The 22849-nt window shown below is 41.5% G+C and carries 13 protein-coding genes; 8 read left to right on the top strand and 5 right to left on the bottom strand.

What is annotated here, in order from left to right; translation table 11 throughout:
* Positions 1 to 54 precede the first annotated feature (54 nt).
* Positions 55 to 831 (bottom strand): enoyl-ACP reductase FabI, encoded by a 777-nt coding sequence (gene fabI, locus AB0756_RS08210; RefSeq protein WP_038081396.1) that lies wholly within the window; start codon positions 829 to 831, stop codon positions 55 to 57.
* A 380-nt stretch (positions 832 to 1211) separates the two neighbouring features.
* Between fabI and ntcA the strand changes: the two genes are divergently transcribed.
* The 3 genes from ntcA to AB0756_RS08195 all read left to right on the top strand — a co-directional run bounded on the left by ntcA (position 1212) and on the right by AB0756_RS08195 (position 3994).
* A complete protein-coding gene (ntcA, locus tag AB0756_RS08205) occupies positions 1212 to 1880 on the top strand; it encodes a global nitrogen regulator NtcA (RefSeq protein WP_033336565.1) in 669 nt (222 codons plus the stop codon).
* A gap of 153 nt (positions 1881 to 2033) precedes the next feature.
* Positions 2034 to 3545 carry a DUF3084 domain-containing protein gene (locus AB0756_RS08200; protein ID WP_038081395.1) on the top strand — a complete coding sequence of 504 codons (1512 nt, stop codon included), beginning with the start codon at positions 2034 to 2036 and terminating at the stop codon, positions 3543 to 3545.
* A gap of 14 nt (positions 3546 to 3559) precedes the next feature.
* A complete protein-coding gene (locus tag AB0756_RS08195) occupies positions 3560 to 3994 on the top strand; it encodes a pre-16S rRNA-processing nuclease YqgF (protein ID WP_038081394.1) in 435 nt (144 codons plus the stop codon).
* Positions 3995 to 4071: 77 nt separating this feature from the next.
* Here the strand turns inward: AB0756_RS08195 and AB0756_RS08190 are convergent, their stop codons facing one another.
* The gene (locus tag AB0756_RS08190) at positions 4072 to 4338 is read right to left on the bottom strand and encodes a DUF3146 family protein (protein WP_038081393.1); all 267 of its coding nucleotides are present in this window, start codon (positions 4336 to 4338) and stop codon (positions 4072 to 4074) included.
* A gap of 1519 nt (positions 4339 to 5857) precedes the next feature.
* Between AB0756_RS08190 and AB0756_RS08185 the strand changes: the two genes are divergently transcribed.
* Complete coding sequence (locus AB0756_RS08185) at positions 5858 to 6547, top strand: DUF6875 domain-containing protein (protein ID WP_038081392.1); 690 nt, start codon at positions 5858 to 5860, stop codon at positions 6545 to 6547.
* Positions 6548 to 6850: 303 nt separating this feature from the next.
* Complete coding sequence (locus AB0756_RS08180; RefSeq protein ID WP_038081391.1) at positions 6851 to 12829, top strand: amino acid adenylation domain-containing protein; 5979 nt, start codon at positions 6851 to 6853, stop codon at positions 12827 to 12829.
* Positions 12830 to 13082: 253 nt separating this feature from the next.
* On the opposite strand, the gene AB0756_RS08175 is transcribed toward AB0756_RS08180, so the two are convergent.
* Positions 13083 to 15236, bottom strand: coding sequence for a polyribonucleotide nucleotidyltransferase (locus AB0756_RS08175; protein ID WP_038081390.1), 2154 nt, complete (start codon positions 15234 to 15236; stop codon positions 13083 to 13085).
* Between the two features lie 507 nt (positions 15237 to 15743).
* Here AB0756_RS08175 and AB0756_RS08170 point away from each other — a divergent pair.
* From AB0756_RS08170 to AB0756_RS08160, 3 genes are all read left to right on the top strand, one after another.
* On the top strand, positions 15744 to 19004 hold the full coding sequence (locus AB0756_RS08170) for a DEAD/DEAH box helicase (protein ID WP_038081388.1): 3261 nt from the start codon (positions 15744 to 15746) through the stop codon (positions 19002 to 19004).
* Between the two features lie 101 nt (positions 19005 to 19105).
* Positions 19106 to 19954 carry an SWIM zinc finger family protein gene (locus AB0756_RS08165; protein ID WP_038081386.1) on the top strand — a complete coding sequence of 283 codons (849 nt, stop codon included), beginning with the start codon at positions 19106 to 19108 and terminating at the stop codon, positions 19952 to 19954.
* Between the two features lie 84 nt (positions 19955 to 20038).
* Positions 20039 to 20338 carry a CU044_2847 family protein gene (locus AB0756_RS08160; RefSeq protein WP_038081384.1) on the top strand — a complete coding sequence of 100 codons (300 nt, stop codon included), beginning with the start codon at positions 20039 to 20041 and terminating at the stop codon, positions 20336 to 20338.
* 462 nt (positions 20339 to 20800) lie between these two features.
* Here the strand turns inward: AB0756_RS08160 and AB0756_RS08155 are convergent, their stop codons facing one another.
* Positions 20801 to 21445 (bottom strand): retron system putative HNH endonuclease, encoded by a 645-nt coding sequence (locus AB0756_RS08155; RefSeq protein WP_038081382.1) that lies wholly within the window; start codon positions 21443 to 21445, stop codon positions 20801 to 20803.
* On the bottom strand, positions 21442 to 22848 hold the full coding sequence (locus AB0756_RS08150; RefSeq protein ID WP_038081378.1) for an AAA family ATPase: 1407 nt from the start codon (positions 22846 to 22848) through the stop codon (positions 21442 to 21444). Before AB0756_RS08150 ends, AB0756_RS08155 begins: the two co-directional genes overlap by 4 nt.
* Position 22849 lies beyond the last annotated feature (1 nt).

The following is a 22849-nucleotide window of genomic DNA, read 5'->3' as shown; positions in this document are numbered from 1 at the left end:
TTCAATTTTCCGGTCACCGAGCGCTAGCCTACCTAATTTCACAATAATTTATTTTTACATGCCCATGATTTCGTACCCTGCATCAACGTACAGGACTTGCCCGGTAATTCCGCTAGACAAGTCGCTACATAAAAAAGCGGCTGCATTGCCCACCTCGAGCTGAGTGACAGTGCGTTTTAATGGCGCAACTTGCTCAACATGGTGAATCATGTCCAAAATACCTCCTACCGCACTAGAAGCGAGAGTACGAATAGGACCTGCGGATATGGCGTTTACCCGAATATTGGCAGAACCCATTTCAGCCGCTAGGTAGCGCACGCAAGCTTCCAACCCTGCTTTGGCAACTCCCATGACATTATAGTTGGGAATTGCTCGTACACCACCCAGGTAGGACAGAGTGACAATACTTCCTCCCTCAGTCATTAAGGGTTTAGCGATCCCTGCAAGCTGTACTAGAGAGTAAGTACTCACTTCCATTGCCAGATTAAAGCCGGAACGAGAGGTTTTGCTGAAGTCTCCACTCAGGTCATCTTTACTGGCAAAGGCGAGGCAATGGATGAGGATATCTAGCTTACCCCACTTTTGCTGGATTTCTTCAAAGGTTGACCTAACCTGCTCGTCGTTTTGGACATCACAAGGAAGAAACAAGCTCGGAGTGAGGGGTTCTACCAGTTCTGCAACTTTCTTTTCCATTTTGCCTTTCTCATCTGGCAAGTAAGTAATTCCCAGATCGGCTCCTGCTTTATGGAGTTGTTGGGCGATCCCCCAAGCAATGGATCGGTTGTTTGCAATTCCTGTTACAATAGCTTTTTTTCCCGTCAGGTCAAGCATATTAATTCTTAATGTGAACTTTCATGCTTGAGCATACTAGAATCTGAGGCTAGTTGTCTGGAGTTTTGAGCAGTATTAGTAAATATTACGATCCGGGTACCTGTTAGCTACCAGAAAATTGTTACTGGAAGCATCGGGCAATCTCAATATATCTTCGGTTTTTTGTCAAAAAACTGTTTTGGAAAAACTTTTGCAATCAACTATTTAAAAAGTACTAGATCTAAACATGAAAAATTATGTATCATGATGAACAATTAACTATGAGCACCAGAGGATAAGTATAGGAAAGAACAAAAAGGTTGACAATGTGTTCTTGATTTTTCGGGTGTATTCTTAGGGAATTAGTTTTATTTTTTCCGGCATTGGGTAGGGGAAGGGAGATGATGACACAAGATAAGGCCCTAGCAAATGTTTTTCGTCAGATGGCAACAGGAGCGTTTCCTCCTGTTGTAGAGACGTTTGAACGCAATAAAACCATCTTTTTCCCCGGCGATCCTGCCGAACGAGTTTATTTCTTATTGAAAGGAGCTGTTAAACTCTCCAGGGTGTACGAGGCAGGAGAAGAAATAACCGTAGCACTACTTCGGGAAAATAGTGTTTTTGGCGTTTTGTCCTTGTTAACAGGAAACAAATCAGATAGGTTTTACCATGCAGTTGCTTTTACGCCTGTTGAACTGCTGTCAGCCCCAATAGAACAGGTAGAACAAGCACTCAAGGAAAATCCAGAATTGTCAATGTTAATGCTGCGCGGACTGTCTTCGCGAATTTTACAAACAGAGATGATGATTGAAACACTTGCTCACCGAGATATGGGTTCGCGATTGGTGAGTTTTTTACTAATTCTCTGTCGTGATTTTGGCGTTCCTTGTGCTGATGGAATCACAATTGATTTGAAGCTATCCCATCAAGCAATAGCGGAAGCAATTGGTTCTACTCGCGTGACTGTTACCAGGCTACTAGGTGACCTGCGGGAGAAAAAGATGATTTCCATTCATAAGAAAAAGATTACTGTCCACAAGCCCGTTACCTTAAGTCGGCAATTCACCTAAAATAGTTCTGAGTGTTGAGTTAAGAGGGCAGAAGCAATTGTGTACCTATGCTGAAAGCTCTCTAAAAAACTCAGCACTATCCTCTAATTTCTCCACAGATGATGGCTTGAAGTAGTAGGCTGTATCTGGAAGGATTTCGTCGGTAGCTAAAAGATGACCACCGGGTACATCCTAATATTGGCAATATTAATTTTGGGAGGCGCAATCGCCACAGTGGGAGACCGTATTGGCACCCGAGTTGGCAAGGCGCGGCTCTCACTCTTCAATCTGCGTCCCAAAAACACAGCAGTACTAGTGACTATTCTGACAGGAACTTTAGTCTCGGCATCAACTTTGGCAATTTTGTTTGCTGCTGACGAAGGGTTGCGTAAAGGAGTATTTGAGCTAGAGGATATACAAAAAGACCTTCGTCGCAAGCGCGAAAGTCTCGAATCCACAACTCAACAACTGGATGTCACGCGGAAAGAATTAGAGCAAGCTAGAAAAGAACAACAAGAGAAAGAAGAACGCTTGCAAAAAACCAATGAGTCATTAAAGGAGGCAAATGCAAAACAACAAGCAACGCAAAACCAACTGAATCGCACGACAGAACAACTCAGCCGCACTCTCAGCCAACAAGCCCAAATTCAAGCTCAACTCCAAAATACGGAGACCCAACTGGATCAAGTAGTAGCACGCTACAAACAAACTGTAGCTGAACTGCAAAACGTTGATGTTGAGAAAAAAAAGCTGCTGGTAGAAGTAGAAAAACTTAAGATAGGGCGGCAAAAATTATTTGCCGAGGCAAAAAGAGCGATCGCCCAAGCGCAAGAAGCGATCGACAAACGGGATCGCGAACTGGCTAACCGACAGGAGGGTATTGAACAGCGAGACAAAAGAATTAATAACCTAGATCGGCTGATTCAAGAACGCAATCAAACCATTGCGGAAAGAGAAAAAGTCATTGCTCAAAGGGAGTCTCGCCTTAAAGACCTGGAAATGCAGCAGAATGAGCTAGAACAGGAAGTGGCAAGGCTGGAAAAATTCTACCAGTCCTACCGCGAATTGCGTTTGGGAAAACTAGCCTTGGTTCGGGGTCAAGTTCTCGCTGCTGGAGTTGTTCGTATTGAACAACCAACAGCTGCGCGTCAGGCGATCGTTCAACTGTTACAAGAAGCGAACCGAACAGCTATCCTCAAACTTACTGAACCCGGTGCAAATACAGAAAATTCACAGATGTTATTTGTGACTAAAGAGCAAATTGAGCAACTCAGTCAGCAAATAAAAGATGGTCGAGAATATGTAGTCCGAGTGTTTAGTGCTGGTAACTACGTCAGAGGAGAAAATGGTATTCAGTTTTTTGCCGATGCAACCCTCAATCAAAAAGTCTTTACAGGAGGTGAGGTGTTAGCAGCCACAACAGCCGATCCTCAAAAGATGACAGCCTACCAATTACGTCAGCGACTGGAATTACTCATTTCTGCTTCGCAATTTCGTGCCCGAAATGCTGGAATCTTAGACAGTATTCAAATAGATAGTACGTTCTACCGCTTCATTACCCAATTGAGGCAGTATAATCTGCCATTAGATATTAAAGCTGTTGCAGCAGAAGACACTTTCACCGCAGGGCCACTCAAAGTAAAACTGATAGCAATTCAGAACGGGCAAGTTGTTTTTAGTACTTGAATCAATACTGACCAATGACTATTCCTGAATTTTCACCAACGCAACCAGTTATTTTGGGATTCGATCCAGGTCGAGATAAGTGTGGCTTGGCTGTCATGGGTGTAGATAGGCAACTTTACTATCATGAAGTTGTCCCCTCCGAACATGCGATCGCTGCTATTTTGTCGTTGCAACAAAAGTATCCCATTTCCTTATTGGTTATGGGAGACCAAACAACAGCCAAGCGTTGGAAACAACAACTGACTGGGGAATTAACAGATTCATTAAATATTATTTTAATAGATGAGAGATATACAACTTTAGAAGCACGCGATCGCTACTGGCAGATGTATCCTCCTAAAGGATTGACAAGATTACTACCTCGTGGTATGAGACAACCCCCAAGACCAATAGATGATATTGTTGCCATCCTGCTGATTGAAAGATACCTAAACCGACTAACGAATTAGGAATTATGAATTATAAATTATGAATTGAAAGTTTAAAGACTACCGTTCATCATTCATCATTCATCATTCATAATTTTTTAGAGTTCTGCTCTAATTGTGAAAGCATAGTCTCCGCCCGGTTCGAGTTGGTAGTCTTGTTGCTCTAAAAAGCGCCCCAAGGGTTCTTTAATTAAAGCACGTCCTTGAGAAGGCTTTACAGCAAGTTCCCCGCGACGGAAATGCCATTGGAACTGCCACTCAAAATCGCCTGCTCTGACTTCACCTTCAAGATAGCCTTGTTGCCAGGATTGACGGATAATCCTGACATGGGCAGTAGTTTCTGGTAAACGGTTCTTAGCACTCACGACGCTTAATTGTCAAGTTTTAGAGTAAAACTAACTTCTTATAGCTTTACATTAACTCAGCACAGTTCCAAATATCTCAATGGTAGTAATTGAACCAAATCAAGATTTTCTGACATTTACAATTTTTGCCCATCAATATGCTCTGTAGTTGATTCAACAGCAAGCCCCTTCTCCTATATAGGTAGATTTTAGACACACTTTATTGAATCTTTACATGGTTGATTTCATACAGGTCAATTGCACCACGCACAAGGGGATGGTGCTTGTAACTAGCCGAGAGACAACGGCTGAAACACATAGCGCATTGACTGACGCCTGCTTTTCTGTCCCGAAGGTAGAGGCGAGAATACAGTCATCTCGAACCACTCGTTTTCCCAAAACTTCTGCCTTAGTAAAATACGTGTAAGTAGGACTTTGCTGCACAGAAGCGTGATTTGATGGGCATTGCTCACTCTACAGGAATTAAATTTTTGATAAAGAATTAGGATTGCTATATGAAGATTTTTTATGAAAAATTTGTTATTTTTATTTGTAGTAAATCTTTGTCAACTTATTGCCATCATCTCTACATACCGTTTTCATACAACTGTGTTATTTCTTTAAGAGAAATTTGCTGTTAAGTCAGAAATATTTTATTAAAAAATTAATTTTTTTCCTCAGTGATGATTTAAAAAGTAAACATTAAGAAGAGCGTAAGTTGGTTTTCGTTCCTCAACCCAACCCCATACTGCTTGGTTAAGAAGATTACCGTATGAGACCAGAACCTTTGTGCAGGGGAGGAAAAAAACTTTTAACCGACAAGTATTGTAACCTCCTATACAATATATTTATTGATTTAATATTTACTTTATAAAGACCCTTTAATCAAATCAGTTACGGACAAAAAACAGTTGAATGAGAAAACTCAGTAGTTGTTTTAGAAATGAGATAGCTACTTTTTATTTTTAGTATTTAAGTTAATGTCGAGTGATTTAAAGTAAAAAATATTTTTCCATACAAAAACTTCAAGAATTTTAGTGATATGTAAAGAGCAATTTAACATTTTTTGAAAAAGAATCGTGTAATTTAGTAAAAGTTCAGAACAAATACGGTTATGGTCATCTTAGTTTGAGATAAATCACTACTGCTCAAACTAAAACTTCATGATTGACGATAAACGATTAGGTTTAAGTACTAGAGCATCGGTACAGAAATCAATATGAAGACAAAAAACTGGTTTCTCTGGCTCGAAAAGCTCGATCTCTCGTAGGCTCAAATTGAAGAAACAGGGTTTTTGGGAATACTGTTTCGGCGCTCTAGTAACTTAGACTCTTTTGGAATGACACAAAAGACTTTTCCTGAAAAAGTACTATGGTGGTATTTTTTCTAATACTTTGTATGGCTATGAAATAAGGACAACATTCCTTATTAAAAATGAGCATTGCTTTCGTATGCCTCTGCATAATTCGCTACATACTGCATGAAATGAATTTGGCTTAAGACAAAAAATACATCTATCGAATTGAGGAATGTAATTACAATGCAACTCTACACACCTACTGAAATAGATCGTTTTCAACAAGACCTTCCCTATTTAATTGAAATCCAGCAGTGGATTAAAAATTTTTTGATAAAACCTCACCCAAATTTGGGTAGATCGGGTCCTGTATGCCCTTATGTACCTCATGCACTTAAGACAAACGGTATTCAACTAGGAGTTATTCGCGCTCAAAATCTACAGTTACAGGAAATTGAAGAACTAGTTTTAAGCTATAAAGATATTTTTCTGCAAATAGAGCCAAGGAACAAAGAAACTGAGTTGACTCAAAGTATTATCTTAATTTTTCCCGATATTAAGCTAGAAGACACTGCTCGTATCATTGATAGCGTGCAACAAAAGCTCAAAGAATTTTTTGTAGATTCAGGTTTAATGTTAGGAGAATTTCACAAGCGCAATTATAGCCCAGGATTGCACAACTCTAATTTTTACCCCCTTCAAAGTCCCATACCCATTTTAGCGATTCGCTTTATGGTTGAATCAGATTTACCTTTTCTTATAAATGCCGATAATTTGGAACTTCGCATTAAGTATCTCAAAGCTTATTTACGACACTTTGATCGGAAAAATTCCGAAAGTAAAAATGTTAGTAATGCTCGTTATGCTTTGAAATTAGCACAAGAGCAGCTTCAAAATGAGAAGTTATTGGATTTATGTTGGGAGCACTCATAAAAAACCTTGTCTTCAAAGATAAATCAAGAAATTTTGCTACAGCATTTCCCAGCCTGCTGAGGTAAAAATTTATCTGCATCCATCTGCTACAAACTACATTTAGTTCAATCTCCTGTACCTCATAAAGTGGGAATTGCTACATACCATTTCGGTGGATGCGTGGATTTTATATTTTGGATTGCAAAAGCCTCAATTGAACTAGATACTCCCCCATTATCTGTCGCAAACACTTTTTGAATTAATCTCAATCAGAATTTTGTTTTTCCTAGAAATCTTGTAATTCTCATTAGACGCTATATCTCCATGAGTAATATCAAACAAAATACATCTGTTTATAACAATTGCTTAACAATAGAAAAGAACCAGAAGACTCAAATAGATAACTCATTAGAGTTATGCATTCATCAACTGTTTGAGGCTCAAGTAGAGCGATCGCCGGACGCTGTTGCTGTTGTATTTGAAAACAAACAACTCACTTACCGACAGTTAAATCAGCAAGCCAACCAACTAGCGTATCACCTGCGTGCATTGGGTGTAAAAAAAGAAGTTTTAGTTGGGATTTGTGTAGAGCGTTCTTTAGAAATGGTAATAGGGCTGTTAGGAATTCTCAAAGCGGGAGGTGCTTATGTACCACTCGATCCAACATATCCTGAAGAACGTCTAGCCTTCATTATGGAGGATACTCAGACACCAGTACTGCTCACGCAAAAGCACTTAGTTCACAAATTACCTGCTTGTAAAGCACAAATCGTTTGTTTGGATAGCGATTGGGAACAAATAGCCCACAACAGCCAAGACAATCTTGTTTGCGAAACAAAAGCCCATAATCTCATTTACGTCATTTATACCTCTGGCTCCACGGGACAACCCAAAGGGGTGATGATTCCTCACCGGGGAATATACAACCAACTTTACTGGAGGCAAACCAGTTTTGGATTAAGCCAAGTCGATAAAGTTTTACAAACGATTTCTTTTAGCTTCGATCCTTCTGTATGGCAGATATTTTGGTGTTTGTCGTTTGGAGGACAGTTAATATTACCATCACCTGGCGGACATCAAGACACTGCGTATTTAGTAAAGACTGTGATTGAGAAACAAATTACCGTTCTCGCCTTAGTACCTTCTATACTCCGCGTGTTGTTAGAAGAAGAGGGAATCGAGAACTGTAAAAGCCTTCGACACGTAACTTGCGGCGGAGAAGCTTTACCCATTGAATTAGTAGAACAGTTTTTTACCCGCCTGAATTTGGAGAATGTTCTGCATAACTGCTACGGTCCTACTGAAGCTTCTATTGATGCGACCTTCTGGACTTGTCAGCGCGGAACTCATGGCATTTTTGCTCCCATTGGTCGCCCGATCGCTAACGCAGAAATTTACATATTAGATGAAAACTTGCAACCCGTACCTGTTGGCGAACCTGGTGAATTGCATATTGGTGGTGTAGGATTGGCGCGGGGTTATTTTAACCGTCCTGAACTAACAGATGAAAAGTTTATTCCCAACCCTTTTAAAACAGCAAATAATTCTTCTGAATTGACTTGTTCAGACCGACTCTATAAAACAGGGGATTTGGTGCGTTATTTATCTGATGGAAATCTTGAGTTTCTCGGTCGTATTGACCATCAGGTTAAAATTCGGGGCTTTCGCATTGAATTAGGAGAAATTGAAGCGAAACTTGGTACGCATCCAGCCGTACAACAAACTTTAGTTATGGCGCGAGAAAACGTTCCGGGTCACAAACAATTAGTGGCTTATGTTGTGGTAGCTCCAGAACATAACTCCGTAGAACGCCCCAGCCCTTCTGAGTTGCGCCTTTTTTTGCAGGATAAGTTGCCTCAGTACATGGTACCTGCTAGCTTTGTCTTTTTAGATACCATGCCATTAAATCCTAATGGCAAGGTAGACCGCCATGCTTTACCCGCACCAGATCGAGAAAGTTACAAACATAACTTTGTTGAAGCCCGCAATCCAATTGAGCAGGTTTTGGCATCCATTTGGGCGGAAGTTTTGAGTTTGGAAGTCGTAGGTATTTATGACAACTTTTTTGAATTGGGGGGGCATTCACTGCTAGCAACGCAAGTGATGTCTCGGATACGTCGGGCTTTAGGTGTAGAAATTAAAGTACAGTTGCTGTTTGAGACACCAACAATCGCGGATTTGGCACGTGAGATCTCGGTTATTCAAAACCAAGACACCAATCTCTTGGAAAATCATACAATTCCCCGATTAACCAATCGACAAACGGTACCCCTGTCTTTTGCTCAGCAGAGAGTTTGGTTTTTGGAGCAGTTGGAGCCAAACAGCCCGACTTACATCATCTCTCAAGCATTTCGGTTACAGGGGACATTAGATGTAGGCGTATTGCAACAGTCTTTAGATGCAATTGTTGCCCATCATGAAGCACTCCGAACAAATTTTATTGTCTCGGTTGATGGTAGCCCCATACAAATTTTTCAAGAACCTCGCTCTGTAGAACTGAAGATCGTTGACTTTTTGCACGAACAAAAAAGCGAAATTAACCCTCAACTGTCAGATTACCTTAACCGGGAAGCACACCGTCCTTTTAACTTATCGTCTGATTTGATGCTGCGAGCAACATTGTGTTACGTAGACCATCAAGAATACGTACTTTTGCTGGTCATGCATCATATTGCTTCTGATGGCTGGTCAATGGGTATTTTATGGCAGCAATTGGCAACAGTGTATGAAGCTTTCGCGCAAAAATTGCCAAATCCGTTACCAAAACTGCCCATCCAATATGCTGACTTTGCAATTTGGCAGCGTCAACGGCTATCGGGTCAAGTTCTCAACCAACAGCTAGATTACTGGAAAGACCAGCTAGCAGGTGCAAATACTATACTGGAATTACCTACTGACAAACCGCGTCCTCCCGTGCAAACTTACCGAGGCGCGATGCAATCTTTGATACTACCCCAAACCCTAGCAGCATCTTTGACAATGCGATCGCAACAGGAAGGCGTGACCCTGTTTATGACGTTGCTTGCAGCATTTGGAACACTTTTGCACCGTTATACCGGACAAGAAGACATCCTCATTGGCTCTCCTATCGCAGGTCGCAATCGGGCTGAACTTGAAGATTTGATTGGATTTTTTATCAACACCGTAGTTTTACGGGTTAACTGTTCTGAAAATCCCAGTTTTTCTACCCTACTAAATCGCGTTCGTCGCATGGCATTGGAAGCATATACCCATCAAGATATGCCTTTTGAGAAGTTAGTACAAGAACTACAGCCAGAAAGAGATACCAGCCGCAACCCACTATTTCAAGTATGGTTTAATATGCTGAATTTAAAGGATATTAAACTGGAATTACCCGGTCTGGTTGTAGAACCCTTCTCAATGCCAGAAACTCCTTCTAAGTTTGACTTAACCTTGTACATCACCGAACAACAGCAAGGAATCAAACTGGAATTAGTTTACAATGCTGACCTATTCGTACCCGAGCGAATGCAGGAAATGCTCGATCAGTTCCATCATTTGCTCGTTCAGATTGCGGAAACTCCACAACAGAATATTTCTTCTCTATCACTAGTTACGAACACAGCGGCATTACTTTTACCAAATCCTCAGCAAAAACTTTCCATACTCTCAGAAGCAGCCGTTCATACTAAATTTTCTCAACAAGCTCAAAGAGTACCGCAAAACTTGGCAGTTGTGGATGCACGAGTTGCTTGGACTTACGCCAAACTTGAAGAACTGACCAATCAATTGGCTCACTACTTGCTAGCAAATAATATCCAATCTCAAGACGTAGTTGCCATTTACGGACAAAGAAGTGCCTTATTAGTTGTAGCAATCCTAGGTGTTCTGAAAGCAGGTGGCGCTTTTGTCATTCTCGATCCGGCTTATCCCACTTCTCGATTGATGGATTGTCTTGAATCAGTCCAGCCTCGTGCTTGGCTGCAAATTGCTTCAGATTCTCAAGTTCTGACTGCATGGAACCGCAGATGCATGGCAAAGGACGCAGATGAAACTGTATTTTATTCGGATGAGAACCGCTATAGTTTTTGCTGTTTGGAAATATCCTATGACTCAATCTTGGTAGCATTACAAAGTTATCCCACAAGTAACCCAGAAGTGACAGTGGAACTAGATGATTTAGCTTATTTTGCTTTTACTTCTGGTTCTACAGGTAAACCTAAGGGTATTAAAGGTAGCCACAGACCTTTATCTCATTTTGTGCAATGGCATCAAAAGACTTTTGGGTTGTGCGAGTCAGATAAATTTAGCATGCTTTCTGGTTTATCTCACGATCCTTTGTTAAGAGATATTTTCACACCCTTGTCATTGGGGTCAACTTTATGCATTCCCCAGCAAGAGGAGATTGAAACATTAAATCAGCTAGCTGATTGGATGCGAGTGATGAGAATTAGTGTTGCTCATCTGACACCAGCAATGGCACAACTGCTGACAGCAAAAACCGAAAGCCAAACCACGGACTTGCGTTACGTATTTTTTGCTGGTGACATGCTTAAGCAACAAGATGTCAGAAACATCTATCGTTTTGCTCCCAACGTAACTTGTGTCAATTTTTACGGTGCTACTGAAACCCCCCAAGCTATGGGTTACTTTGTTATACCTGAAGATTGTAGTGTTGGTGGCCCAGCCCCCAGTCCCCATTCTCTAATCCCTCTAGGTCGAGGTATTGAGGATGTACAGTTACTTGTTTTGACACAGGGGTTGCAGTTAGCTGGAATTGGCGAGATAGGAGAGATTTACGTTCGCACCCCTTACTTATCTTCTGGTTATATTGGCAGCGATGCATTAACTCAAGAACGTTTTATTGTCAACCCATTTACCAAGATTGCTACCGACCGACTTTATAAAACGGGAGACTTGGGACGCTACCTACCCAACGGTAACGTTGAGTTTTGCGATCGCATTGACAATCAAGTCAAGATTCGTGGATTCCGGATTGAGTTGGGCGAAATTGAAGTTGTATTGAGTCAATATCCCTCTGTTCGAGAAGTGGCCGTTGTTCTAAGAGAAGACATTCCCCGTGACAAGCAGTTAGTAGCATATGTTGTTCTCAAAGAACAACAAAGTTCCACTGTCAACCAACTGAGGCAATTTCTCACGGAAAAGCTTCCCAGATACATGGTTCCAGCTTCCTTTGTAATGCTAGAAGCGCTACCCCTAACTCCTAATGGTAAACTCAACCGCGCAGCTCTTCCAGTACCTGAGGTAGAAAAGAAAACCTTTGTTGCTCCCCGCAACAAGTTAGAACGCGAGTTAGTAGAGATTTGGAAACAAGTCTTAAGTATCGAGCGTGTTGGTGTGAGAGATAACTTTTTTGAGCTAGGAGGACATTCTTTACTAGCAGTAAAGCTATTCGCGCAGATCGAGCAAAAATTTACCCAAAAACTTCCTCTTGCCACTCTTTTTCAATCGGGTACAGTAGAAGACATTGCCAAAATACTTTCTCGGTATCGAGAAGAAGAATTTGCCCGATGGTCGTGCTTGGTACCAATTCAACCCAAAGGTTCAAAACCACCATTGTTTTGCATTCATCCCCTTGGTGGAGAAATTTTGTGTTACCACTTATTAGCACGGCACCTTGGTTTAGAGCGACCGTTTTATGGGATACAACCACAAGGAATAGATGGAAAACTGCCTTTCTTAACCAAAGTAGAAGACATGGCAGCACTTTATATTAGAGAAATTCAGTCCGTTCAACCAAAAGGTCCTTATTTTCTGAGTGGTTATTCTTTGGGTGGTATTATTGCTTACGAAATGGCGCAGCAACTTTACTTACAAGGTGAAGAGATTGGAATGCTAGCTATACTTGATACCTGTCTTCCTGGATATAGCAGTCGGTTACCATTTTTACAACGAATCTTAGTGCATTTTACGAATTTGTTAGAACAGGGCCCTGCTTACTTGTGGCAAAAGTTTGATGGATGGACAGAATGGACTCAACACAACATCACAAATAAGTATTTAGAACATTTGAGGATTTCCGAACCTTTGCCTGAAAACGATTTGCACGTAGCACTGATGGATGCTAACGTACAAGCTGTCAAGAACTATACTTTTAAGAAATACTTAGGTCAAATGACTCTTTTGCGGACTTCTGACAAACATCGAGACAAGGAAAAAGGAGTCGGTATGCAATACGATCCACAATTTGGTTGGGGTGATGTAGTGACGGGAGAAATAGATGTTCATCTTGTTCCCGGTTCTCATCTCACTTTGTTTGAGGAACCTCATGTTAAGGTGCTAGCGGAAAAATTGAAGCATTGTCTTGAAAGTCGGGAGTAGTCGGGAGGGGTCTCGAATTTTCGTTTGTTGGGTTTCGTTCCTCCACCCAACAAACGAGTTTTCCTATTTTTAGGCTAACCGACAAGTATTGAGGCGGAGCCTCCCTTAAGGCATTCCCAGGCGGAGCCTGGGAACGAGGTGGTAGGAAGTTCAAAATTAATGTGGTGAACCACTAGCTTGGGAAGGTTAAATTCTTTCCTGTGAGATTTTAGATTTTTTGCAATAAATTCAAAATCTAAAATCTTGTCACAGATTACCGATTGACTGCTGCTGCTTCTCGCGCTGCAGCTGCTTGATCTGGGTGAATTCCCAAGCGGGTGAGATTAATCCTACCTTTATTGTCAATCTCCCGTACTTTGACAATCACTTCATCGCCAACTGCAACCTCATCTTCAACTTTCCCAACGCGATAATCTGCAAGTTGAGAAATGTGAATCATACCTTCTTTACCGGGCAAAAATTCCACAAACGCACCAATTGGTATAATTCGTGTCACACGACCTGCGTAAACATCACCCTCGTTGAGCTTTCTTGTCATACCTTGGATAATGTTACGTGCTCTTTTTGCCTTGTTTTCATCAAGAGCGGAAATTGTTACCGTACCATCATCTTCGATATCAATTTTTGCTCCTGTTTCTTCAGTAATGCCCTTAATTGTCTTGCCACCGGGTCCAATAACTAAACCGATCATATCCGGATCGATGCGAATGGTCATCAGACGTGGGGCAAAAGGTGACATTTCAGTACGGGGGTGCTCGATAGTCTGGAGCATTTTGTCCAGAATGTGCAACCGTGCTGCTTTTGCTTGGTGGACAGCTTGAGCAATAATTTCCAAGGGCAAACCGGAGATTTTCATGTCCATTTGTAAAGCAGTAATCCCGCTATCTGTCCCAGCGACTTTAAAGTCCATGTCGCCCAAAAAGTCTTCAATCCCTTGAATATCGGTAAGCACTCGAACTTCTTCGCCTTCCTTAATCAAACCCATTGCTGCACCACTAACAGGTTTAGAAATGGGGACACCAGCATCCATTAATGCGAGTGTGGAACCGCACACGGAACCCATTGAGGTAGAACCATTGGAAGAAAGGACTTCCGAAACAACCCGAATTACGTAAGGAAACTGTTCTTTTGGTGGTAGTACTGGCAACAAAGCTCTTTCTGCAAGTGCTCCATGACCGATTTCCCGACGACCGGGCGCACGCATGGGTTTGGTTTCCCCTACGGAGAACGGTGGGAAGTTATAGTGATGCATGTAGCGTTTTTGTTGGTCTTGTTGCAAATCATCGCTGAGGTACTGCATATCCCCCGGTGTACCGAGAGTACAAGCAGACAGCACCTGAGTCAGCCCCCGATTAAACAGACCGCTTCCATGGACTCTCTTGGGCAAAAGATCTACTAGACAAGATACCGGACGTACTTCATCCAGTTTGCGCCCATCAACCCGAACGTTGTCTTCAATAATTTGACGGCGCATGAACTTTTTGGTCAAATCCTTAAAGTTATTGTCAACCGCCTTATCGGCTTTTGCAGCAATACGAATGGGATCTTCCTCAGATAATTCGGCGATCGCAGTTTCAATGGTAGCCTTAACTTCATCTAAAGCTGCATCGCGCTGTGTTTTGTCCAAATCAAATTGTGACAGGATTTTCTTAATATCTTCGGTTGCCCGTTCGCGTATAAAGTTCTCTAAGGTCGAGTCTACCTGAGGTGGTTCTTGTGTTATGAGTTCCAGCCCAATTTCCGCAATCAAATCTTGTTGTGCTTTGATCAGGTCTTGTACTGCTTCATAACCAAACTCAATTGCCTCAATAATGTCCCTTTCTGGCAATTGATTGGCTCCTGCTTCTACCATGATGACACCATCTGGCGAGCCAGCTACAATCAAGTCCAAGTCTCCGGCTTCTATTTCCGCATAAGTGGGGTTAATGATAAAATCGTCACCCACTAACCCAACCCGAACTGCTGCCATTGGTCCGTTAAATGGTATTTTGGCAATAATTGTAGCGATAGAAGCACCCGTAACTGCCAGTACATCGGGTGGTACTAACTCATCCATTGAAAGAGTCAGTGCAACAATTTGCAAATCGTCACGCAACCAAGACGGGAACAAAGGACGTAAAGGACGGTCAATCAGTCGGCTGGTCAGAATTGCTCTTTCTGGCGGACGCCCTTCCCGGCGTAGCATGCCCCCAGGAATTCTACCTGCTGCATACAGTCTTTCTTCGTAATCTACCGTTAAGGGGAGGAAATCGATGCCTTCTCTAGCTTCCGAACGTGTAGCCGTCACTAAAACTGCTGTATCCCCAGATTGTATCAACACCGATCCACCAGATTGGGGAGCTAATTGACCCACCTTCAGTCGAATATCCCGTCCGTCAAAGGATATTGACTTTTCAAATTCTCCCATTCAGTTTTTTTTCCTTCTATTTTCGCTATCTCTCTCTGTGGCAATCCTAACATTTATGCATTATGGCTGGTGTCAGTTGCATACAAAGATAAACAAGTGTAACTATTACCATTACTGAATGTAAATTCGTTACTCAGGGAGTTTGTCTGTGTCAAGTTCGGAGTTTTTCAATATATAATGTGAGATCGTGCTTACCCGCAAGTCCCAAGAAAAAGGGGCTTATAAAATTTTATTAATTTTTAATGGTGGGCATTGCCTGCCATCGCGGTAGCGTTTGGGTCATCTTCTTCTGGGAAGGGAGTAAAATAAATAGGTTGTTACAATTAAAGTGAACTAGTTAAGTCGTCATTTGTAAGAGTTATAGCTGTTTTTGCATTGCTTAACAGAATCACTTTTATTTTCGCCCACTTACTTAAGTATTGATTGAAAGCGTTAAAAATAAAAATTTTGGTAAAACATTAAGCCAATTCAAAAGTTAATTCGGTAAACATCTTAAGTATTTGTCAAATGGCAATTTTACACGGTAGTTGGTTAATAAAAGATCGGGGTAGCTGTTTATTCATCTGGGGAGAAACGTGGCGCACTCTTGGAAGTGATGCGAGTAGAAGTTCGTCATTTACAGAAGTGCGACAACACCCATTGGCAATGACACCAGTGGAATTATTCGAGTGGTTGAGATCGCGCAATATAACTCTAGAGGCACTCAACACAACATCGCCACAAAATGGGCAGAAAATAACCGAGAATGGGCGAAGGCGAAAATCCACAGAGACTGCCATCAATTTACCGACTCACAGCCAAATTATTGCCTTACCAACTTGCATTCAAAATGACGCTCACGAGGAATCACTATCGATTTCTCCCACACATTCTGCAACATTTGAGACAGATGGCAATGACACTCCAAAATATTTACAACCCTGGAAAGTGGAAGGCTTTTGTCTTAACTCCGAAGCAGCAACAAAATTTCTCACTTCCCTCCCCCTCAATATAAGTGACGAGACCAGTCAATTTTTAGGAGGAGATTTACGTTTTTGGGGACAAATTTCTCGCTGGAGTTTGGATCTCATTTCTCGCTGTAAGTTTTTGCCTGTACTTCAACAGCAATCAGATAATACTACAGTCGCTAAATGGCAAGCTCTCCTAGACAGCGCCCAAGATGGAACTCGCTTGGAAAAGTTTTCTCAATTAATGCCACTCGCTTGCCGAACTTACCAGACATATGGGGGAGATGAGGAAGCAAATTCCACGTTGTCCTGTTACCCCTATGTTGATTTACCAATTGAACCTCAAGAATTGCTGCTAGATTTTCTTAATAGCGCAGTAGATTCCCAAATCCGAGAGATGGTAGGTTCTCAAGTGCCTGTGGAAGTAAGGATTATGGCATCCCTTCCATCCACAATACGGCAGTGGCTGCATTCTTTAACAGCCGCCACTAACACAGTTAGTGGGGATTCATTTGGGGTGGAACGACTAGCAGCAGCACTGAAAGCTTGGACTCTGCCGCTACAATATCAAGTGGGGGCAAAATATCAGTTTCGCACCTGTTTTGTACTGAGGCCTCCAGAGTTAAACCAACAAGATTGGGTTTTGGCATATTATCTCCAAGCTGCTGACGACCCCAACTTTTTACTAGATGCGGCGACAATTTGGAACCAGTCAGTAGAAAAGTTGGTTTATCAAAACCGGACTATTGAACAACCACAAGAAACTTTTTTGCGGGGCTTGGGGTTAGCTTCGCGATTTTATTTACCTATTGCATCCAGTTTAGAAACTCCAAATCCTGAATTTTGCCGCCTCAATCCCGTACAAGCTTATGAATTTATTAAATCCATGGTTTGGCGTTTTGAGGATAGCGGTTTGGGAATCGTTTTACCCCCTAGTTTGGAAAACCGAGGAAATATCGCAAATCGTTTGGGTTTAAAAATTACTGCTCAAACACCAAAAAAAGCAAAGGAACGCTTGGGTTTGCAGAGTTTATTAAACTTTAAGTGGGAATTAGCAATTGGCGGTCAAACTCTTTCTAAAGAAGAGTTTGACAAACTAGTGGCGTTAAACAGTCCTTTGGTTGAGATTAACGGTGAATGGGTAGAATTGCGATCGCAAGATATCAAAACAGCACAAACCTTTTTTGCCTCTCGCAAAGAACAAATGGCATTGTCTTTAGAAGATGCTTTGCGAATTAGTATGGGTGATACGCAGGTAATTGAAAAATTACCAGTGGTTAGCTTTGAAGCATCTGGGGCATTGCAAGAACTTGTTACGACTCTAACAAATAACAAAGCCGTTGAACCAATTCCCGCACCTGCAACCTTCCAAGGAAAATTGCGACCCTATCAAGAACGTGGAGTCGCGTGGCTTGCTTTCTTGGAACGTTGGGGCTTGGGTGCTTGTTTGGCGGACGATATGGGATTGGGGAAAACAATCCAATTCATTGCCTTCGTTCTTCACCTAAAAGAACAAGAAGCATTAGAAAATCCAATTTTACTAGTTTGCCCTACATCAGTATTGGGAAACTGGGAACGGGAGGTCAAAAAATTTGCTCCTAACTTGAAGGTTTTACAATATCACGGGGACAAGCGACCAAAGGGGAAAGCATTTGCAGAAGTCGCGAAAAAGCAAGATTTAATCATCACCAGTTATTCACTAGTTCATCGCGATGTTAAATCTTTACAAGCAGTTTCTTGGCAAATGATAGTTTTGGACGAAGCTCAAAATGTGAAAAATGCTGATGCAAAACAGTCCCAAGCAGCGCGGCAATTAGAAGCAACATTTAAAATTGCTTTAACAGGAACACCAGTAGAAAATAGATTGCAAGAACTTTGGTCAATCTTAGATTTTCTCAATCCCGGATATTTAGGAAACAAACAATTTTTCCAAAGACGCTTTGCTATTCCTATCGAGAAATATGGTGATACTGCTTCATTAACTCAATTGCGTTCGTTAGTTCAACCCTTTATCTTACGTCGTTTGAAAACAGATCGTGAAATTATTCAAGATTTGCCAGAAAAACAGGAAATGACAATATTTTGCGGGTTAACAGCCGAACAAGCAGAAATTTATCAAAAAGTGGTGGAAGACTCTCTAGCTGAAATTGAATCGGCGGAAGGTTTGCAACGGCGAGGAATGATTTTAGCTTTGTTAAGCAAGCTCAAACAAATTTGCAATCATCCAGCTCACTATTTGAAGCAAGATTCCTTGGCAAAATTCCATTCCGGTAAACTGCAACGTTTGGAAGAAATGCTAGATGTTGCGATCGCGGGAGGCGATCGAGCTTTGATATTTACGCAATTTGCAGAGTGGGGTAAGTTACTTCAACCTTATTTAGAGAAACAATTAAAGAGAGAAACCTTGTTTTTATATGGCAGTACCAGTAAAAAACAAAGAGAGGAAATGATAGACCGTTTCCAACACGATCCCCAAGGGCCACCAGTGATGATTCTCTCCTTAAAAGCAGGAGGAGTGGGATTAAATTTGACAAGAGCAAACCACGTTTTCCATTTTGATAGATGGTGGAATCCAGCAGTAGAAAATCAGGCAACAGACAGAGTCTTTCGGATAGGTCAAACACGCAACGTACAGGTACATAAATTTGTCTGTACCGGGACTCTTGAGGAAAAAATTCACGACATGATTGAAAGTAAAAAACAACTTGCGGAACAAGTTGTAGGCGCAGGAGAAGATTGGTTAACAGAAATGGATACCAACCAACTCCGCAACTTACTACTTCTCGATCGCAATGCCGTGATTGAAGAAGATGAAGAGTGATTGGCTGATGGCTAATGGCTAATAGCTAATAGCTAATAGAACACTAGCAATTAGCAATTAGCAATTAGCAATTAGCAATTAACAATTAGCAATTAACAATTATGCAGTCAAATCAAACCCTCCAAGCTAGTAGAGAATGGTGGTCACAAAGGTGGCTCGATTTGTTAGATTCTTATCGTTTTAAAAAGCGGTTGGAACGTGGCAGAATCTATGCACGTGAGGGAAACGTCCGCAGTATTGAATTTAAAGGTCCAAGGGTTTTAGCTCAAGTTCAAGGAAGCGAGCCAGAACCTTATAAAGTTTCTCTTTCCCTCAATCCCTTTAGTAATGAGGAATGGGGTTACGTCGCTGAAACTATGTCTCAAAAGGCAATTTTCCCGGCAAAATTGCTGGCAGGAGAAATGCCGCAAAATATAGAAGAGGTTTTTACTGCCAATGGTCTTTCTCTGTTCCCTTTTACCTTGTCTGATGTTCACAGTAAATGTTCTTGTCCTGATAAGGCGAATCCGTGCAAACACGTTGCTGCAGTGTATTATCAGTTAGGCGATCGTTTTAGTGAAGACCCATTTGTTTTGTTTCAATTACGAGGACGTACTAAAGAGCAGATTATCCGCAATTTGCGTGAGTTACGCGGCGATGGCAGTGCAGAGACGTTACACACAGATAATGGAGAAACTCAGCACGATCTGTCCCGACATACCATCTTTGGGTTACACACACTGAGTTCTTTTTGGCAATATGACGAACCCCTTGAATCTTCTTTGGTGGTGATTGCACCATCAAGTAGCGAAACTGTTTTGGATGCTTTAGGAGCAATTCCTTTAGCCAAAGAAGAGGAAAAAACTGCAAACTTGACTGCTGCTGATGTCGTCATGAAGTATTTAGATGCAGTTTACAAAGATGTTAGCCAGAAGGCGTTTTTAGCAGCTATGAACGTTGGAGGGGGATGAGGAAAAAATTTTGCTGAACACTATAGTGATATTAACTTATGGTGATTGAATGGTAAAAAGGCATAATCATCCAGTAAAGCCAAAATGGAACTTCAAACCAAGATTATTACAGTAGAACTTTCTGATGGTACAAATGTTCGAGTAGAAGCTACACAGATAGGCGATCGTAAAATCAATTTTCAGGCTCGACCTTTTGAGGAAGTTGCAACTGCTATTGAATCTCTAACGAAGGAAATTGCTGAATCAGTACGTAAGGTTAAACCAGATAGAGCAACTGTCAGGTTTGGTGTCGATATTGCTATTGAATCTGGTAAATTAACAGCTTTAGTGGTCAAGGGTGCAAGTAATGCCAATATCGAGATTACTTTGGAATGGGGTCATTAGAAATCGGGGTTTGAAGCCCCTCTCCTAATAGTGCAAGGGCTCTCGAAAATTTTCGCGGGAGACAAGCTACCTTTACGCTGGGGTTGCACCTTTGTGCAGGGGAGGAAAAAACGGCTTATCCGACAAGTATTGGTCCCTCTCCTCCTAGGCTGGGGTGGTGTACACAAGTCTTCTAGTACAAGTCGGCGTAAATAAGGCAACCATTTGTCATAAACAAAAAGCTTATCTTAAAGGCTTTTGCGCCTTCTGCCATCTGCCTACGTACTTCTGCCTTCATGTACTAGGTGCATTAAAAGCGGTTTCGATCCCCCCTAACCCCCCTTAAAAAGGGGGGAAAATTTTTCAAGTCCCCCAATTTATCGGGAGTTTTAGGGAGATCTCTAAAGATGTGTACACCACCGTAGCTTAAAAAAGGGGGGAACTTAATTCCAATTTTCCCTTTTCACTGCCTTGTTGTTAAGCTCAAAAATACTGCTTGAGTATATACGTAATTGCTGCAGAAAAGGGTGTAAACCGTCCGCTCGAATCTTGCCGATCGTAAGCTTGAACCAGCAATTGTATTTCTTCCCCTGTTAAGCCATCGGTGGCTTGCAGGGCTGCATCAATGGCTGCACGTCTCAACTTTCTTAACTTATTAATGTCAAGTGCCAGTTTTTGAATGGTTGTTTTAGCAGACGTTTGCTTTTGTGGATCGTCTGTCGGCAGAATTTCTCCAAATCCAGAGTACTTAAAGTAATCCGGACAGTTTGGATCTAAAGGAGAAATCATCAGTTCCTCGTCAAACCAAGCCTGCTTTTTGTGTCCGCAATGAACTGGTACGCGAGGTCTGTCTTCATCTTCTCCCTGACACGAAGCTATAAGATTTGTGTATTCAAATGTGAGATGTTTGTATACACTTTTGGGTCTATAGTGTTCGATGTGGCATTGCTTTCTAGAAATGGGTCTACCACAGTAGCAACAAATATAACCTTGCTCTTGCAAAAGAGAGAAATACACATCATCTTTCACTCCTTTAGAGAAAGATTTCCAGTCAGGTATTCGGCTCCCAAGCTTTTGCTTCCATTTCGTTAAGCTATCTGGTTCTCGGCTTTTTTGGATGTGTTTCATCTGTTTAGAATTTCCTTGCGGCGGATCAGTACATCGGCTCGTACAAATTCCGGATCGTCTTCTCCAATTTCATCTGCCAAATTTTGGCGCAGTTGTTTGGCACTATCGAGATTCCCTCGATCGATTAATCTAAAGAGATGCACCAGAGCATCTTTAATTTGTTGAGGTCTTTCAGCAACACCCATGATGTCTTCTAAAATGGTATTGCTATCTCTGCCAAAAGAACTTTCTGGCTGTTGGGCAATAATACCATCAGGTGTTGTTTCTAAAAGAAAGATATTATCAGCTTGCACGTGACTGACAACTTGTGGGGAGTGGGTTGTGATAATAAATTGACAATTGGGAAATGTTCTGGTTAAAGCAGGAATAATTTCCCGTTGCCATTTTGGATGCAAGTGGAGTTCAATTTCATCAACTAAAACCACACCCTTCCCTTGCAGTGGATTGTCTAAACTTGGATTGGCTATTGCCAACCGCCTTGCTAAATCTCCCACTAAGGCTAGCAAGCATTTTTCGCCATCAGATAATTGACTGACGATGAATTCTCTACCTTGTTTTTTGACAGTCATTCGCAAGGGAGAACGCCCTACACGCAAGTCAGAAAAATCTGGTTGCATTGAGGAAACTGCATTTCTCACTGCTTCTAACTGTTTGTCTGTGCGATCGGAAATATCCCGGCGCAATTCATTTTCTAAATCTTCGCGATTTCGGAACCATTCAAAAAAGCCTTTGAAATCAATTCTGCCACCAGTTAATGCTTGGTCGTAAGCATTTGTTGGCTGAAACGAAAATGATTCAGCTATTTCTAAAGGCATATCAAGAACAGCACGATTCACTGGATAGTAAATTGCTAAGGGTATGTTAGCATTTTCCTTTGCTAACAACTTATTTCTGATTTCATGAACTGCTTTTTCTAAATCTTCTAGAAAGTCTTCGCTTGTCCCCCGATCTTCTATTTGGTTAAAGTCTTCTAACAAAGATTCTAAAGCCAGTTTTAAACTTTTCTGTCCCGCACGCTTTTGTAAAGGTTGTTCTCTTGTATCTAGTAAAGCTTTGATTTCTTCCAATCTCCTGGCTGCTGAACTTTCAGGAGATAGATCTTGTGCTTTAATCTCACTTAAAGACCAAGTTAAATCTTGTCCTTCATTTAGAGAAATTGTAATTTCAATCTGGGTTTCTTGACTGCCATTACTTATGTCTTGTTCGCTTAAAGAACGCATAAATTCTATAGAATCTTGAATTCTTCCTGTCATTTGAGACAAAAGGATAGCCAGACAATCAAGGATACTGGATTTTCCTACACCATTGACACCGATAAGTACAGTTGGACCCGTTCCACAAAAATCCAACGTTAAATCACCGATCCCACGGAAAGAGGACATTTTTAGGTGTTTGACTTTCATA

This window comes from Tolypothrix campylonemoides VB511288_2, assembly GCF_045999855.1.
GTDB lineage: Bacteria > Cyanobacteriota > Cyanobacteriia > Cyanobacteriales > Nostocaceae > Scytonema > Scytonema bouteillei_A.
The sequence above is the reverse complement of the archived record's forward strand: the minus strand, read 5'-3'. Positions and strand labels throughout refer to the sequence as shown.

What these genes read in the sequence shown, in the direction of transcription:
- fabI (WP_038081396.1), bottom strand. Translation starts at nt 831, where the DNA reads ATGCTTGACCTGACGGGAAAAAAAGCTATTGTAACAGGAATTGCAAAC.
- ntcA (WP_033336565.1), top strand. Translation starts at nt 1,212, where the DNA reads ATGATGACACAAGATAAGGCCCTAGCAAATGTTTTTCGTCAGATGGCA.
- AB0756_RS08200 (WP_038081395.1), top strand. Translation starts at nt 2,034, where the DNA reads ATGACCACCGGGTACATCCTAATATTGGCAATATTAATTTTGGGAGGC.
- AB0756_RS08195 (WP_038081394.1), top strand. Translation starts at nt 3,560, where the DNA reads ATGACTATTCCTGAATTTTCACCAACGCAACCAGTTATTTTGGGATTC.
- AB0756_RS08185 (WP_038081392.1), top strand. Translation starts at nt 5,858, where the DNA reads ATGCAACTCTACACACCTACTGAAATAGATCGTTTTCAACAAGACCTT.
- AB0756_RS08180 (WP_038081391.1), top strand. Translation starts at nt 6,851, where the DNA reads ATGAGTAATATCAAACAAAATACATCTGTTTATAACAATTGCTTAACA.
- AB0756_RS08175 (WP_038081390.1), bottom strand. Translation starts at nt 15,236, where the DNA reads ATGGGAGAATTTGAAAAGTCAATATCCTTTGACGGACGGGATATTCGA.
- AB0756_RS08170 (WP_038081388.1), top strand. Translation starts at nt 15,744, where the DNA reads ATGGCAATTTTACACGGTAGTTGGTTAATAAAAGATCGGGGTAGCTGT.
- AB0756_RS08165 (WP_038081386.1), top strand. Translation starts at nt 19,106, where the DNA reads ATGCAGTCAAATCAAACCCTCCAAGCTAGTAGAGAATGGTGGTCACAA.
- AB0756_RS08160 (WP_038081384.1), top strand. Translation starts at nt 20,039, where the DNA reads ATGGAACTTCAAACCAAGATTATTACAGTAGAACTTTCTGATGGTACA.
- AB0756_RS08155 (WP_038081382.1), bottom strand. Translation starts at nt 21,445, where the DNA reads ATGAAACACATCCAAAAAAGCCGAGAACCAGATAGCTTAACGAAATGG.
- AB0756_RS08150 (WP_038081378.1), bottom strand. Translation starts at nt 22,848, where the DNA reads ATGAAAGTCAAACACCTAAAAATGTCCTCTTTCCGTGGGATCGGTGAT.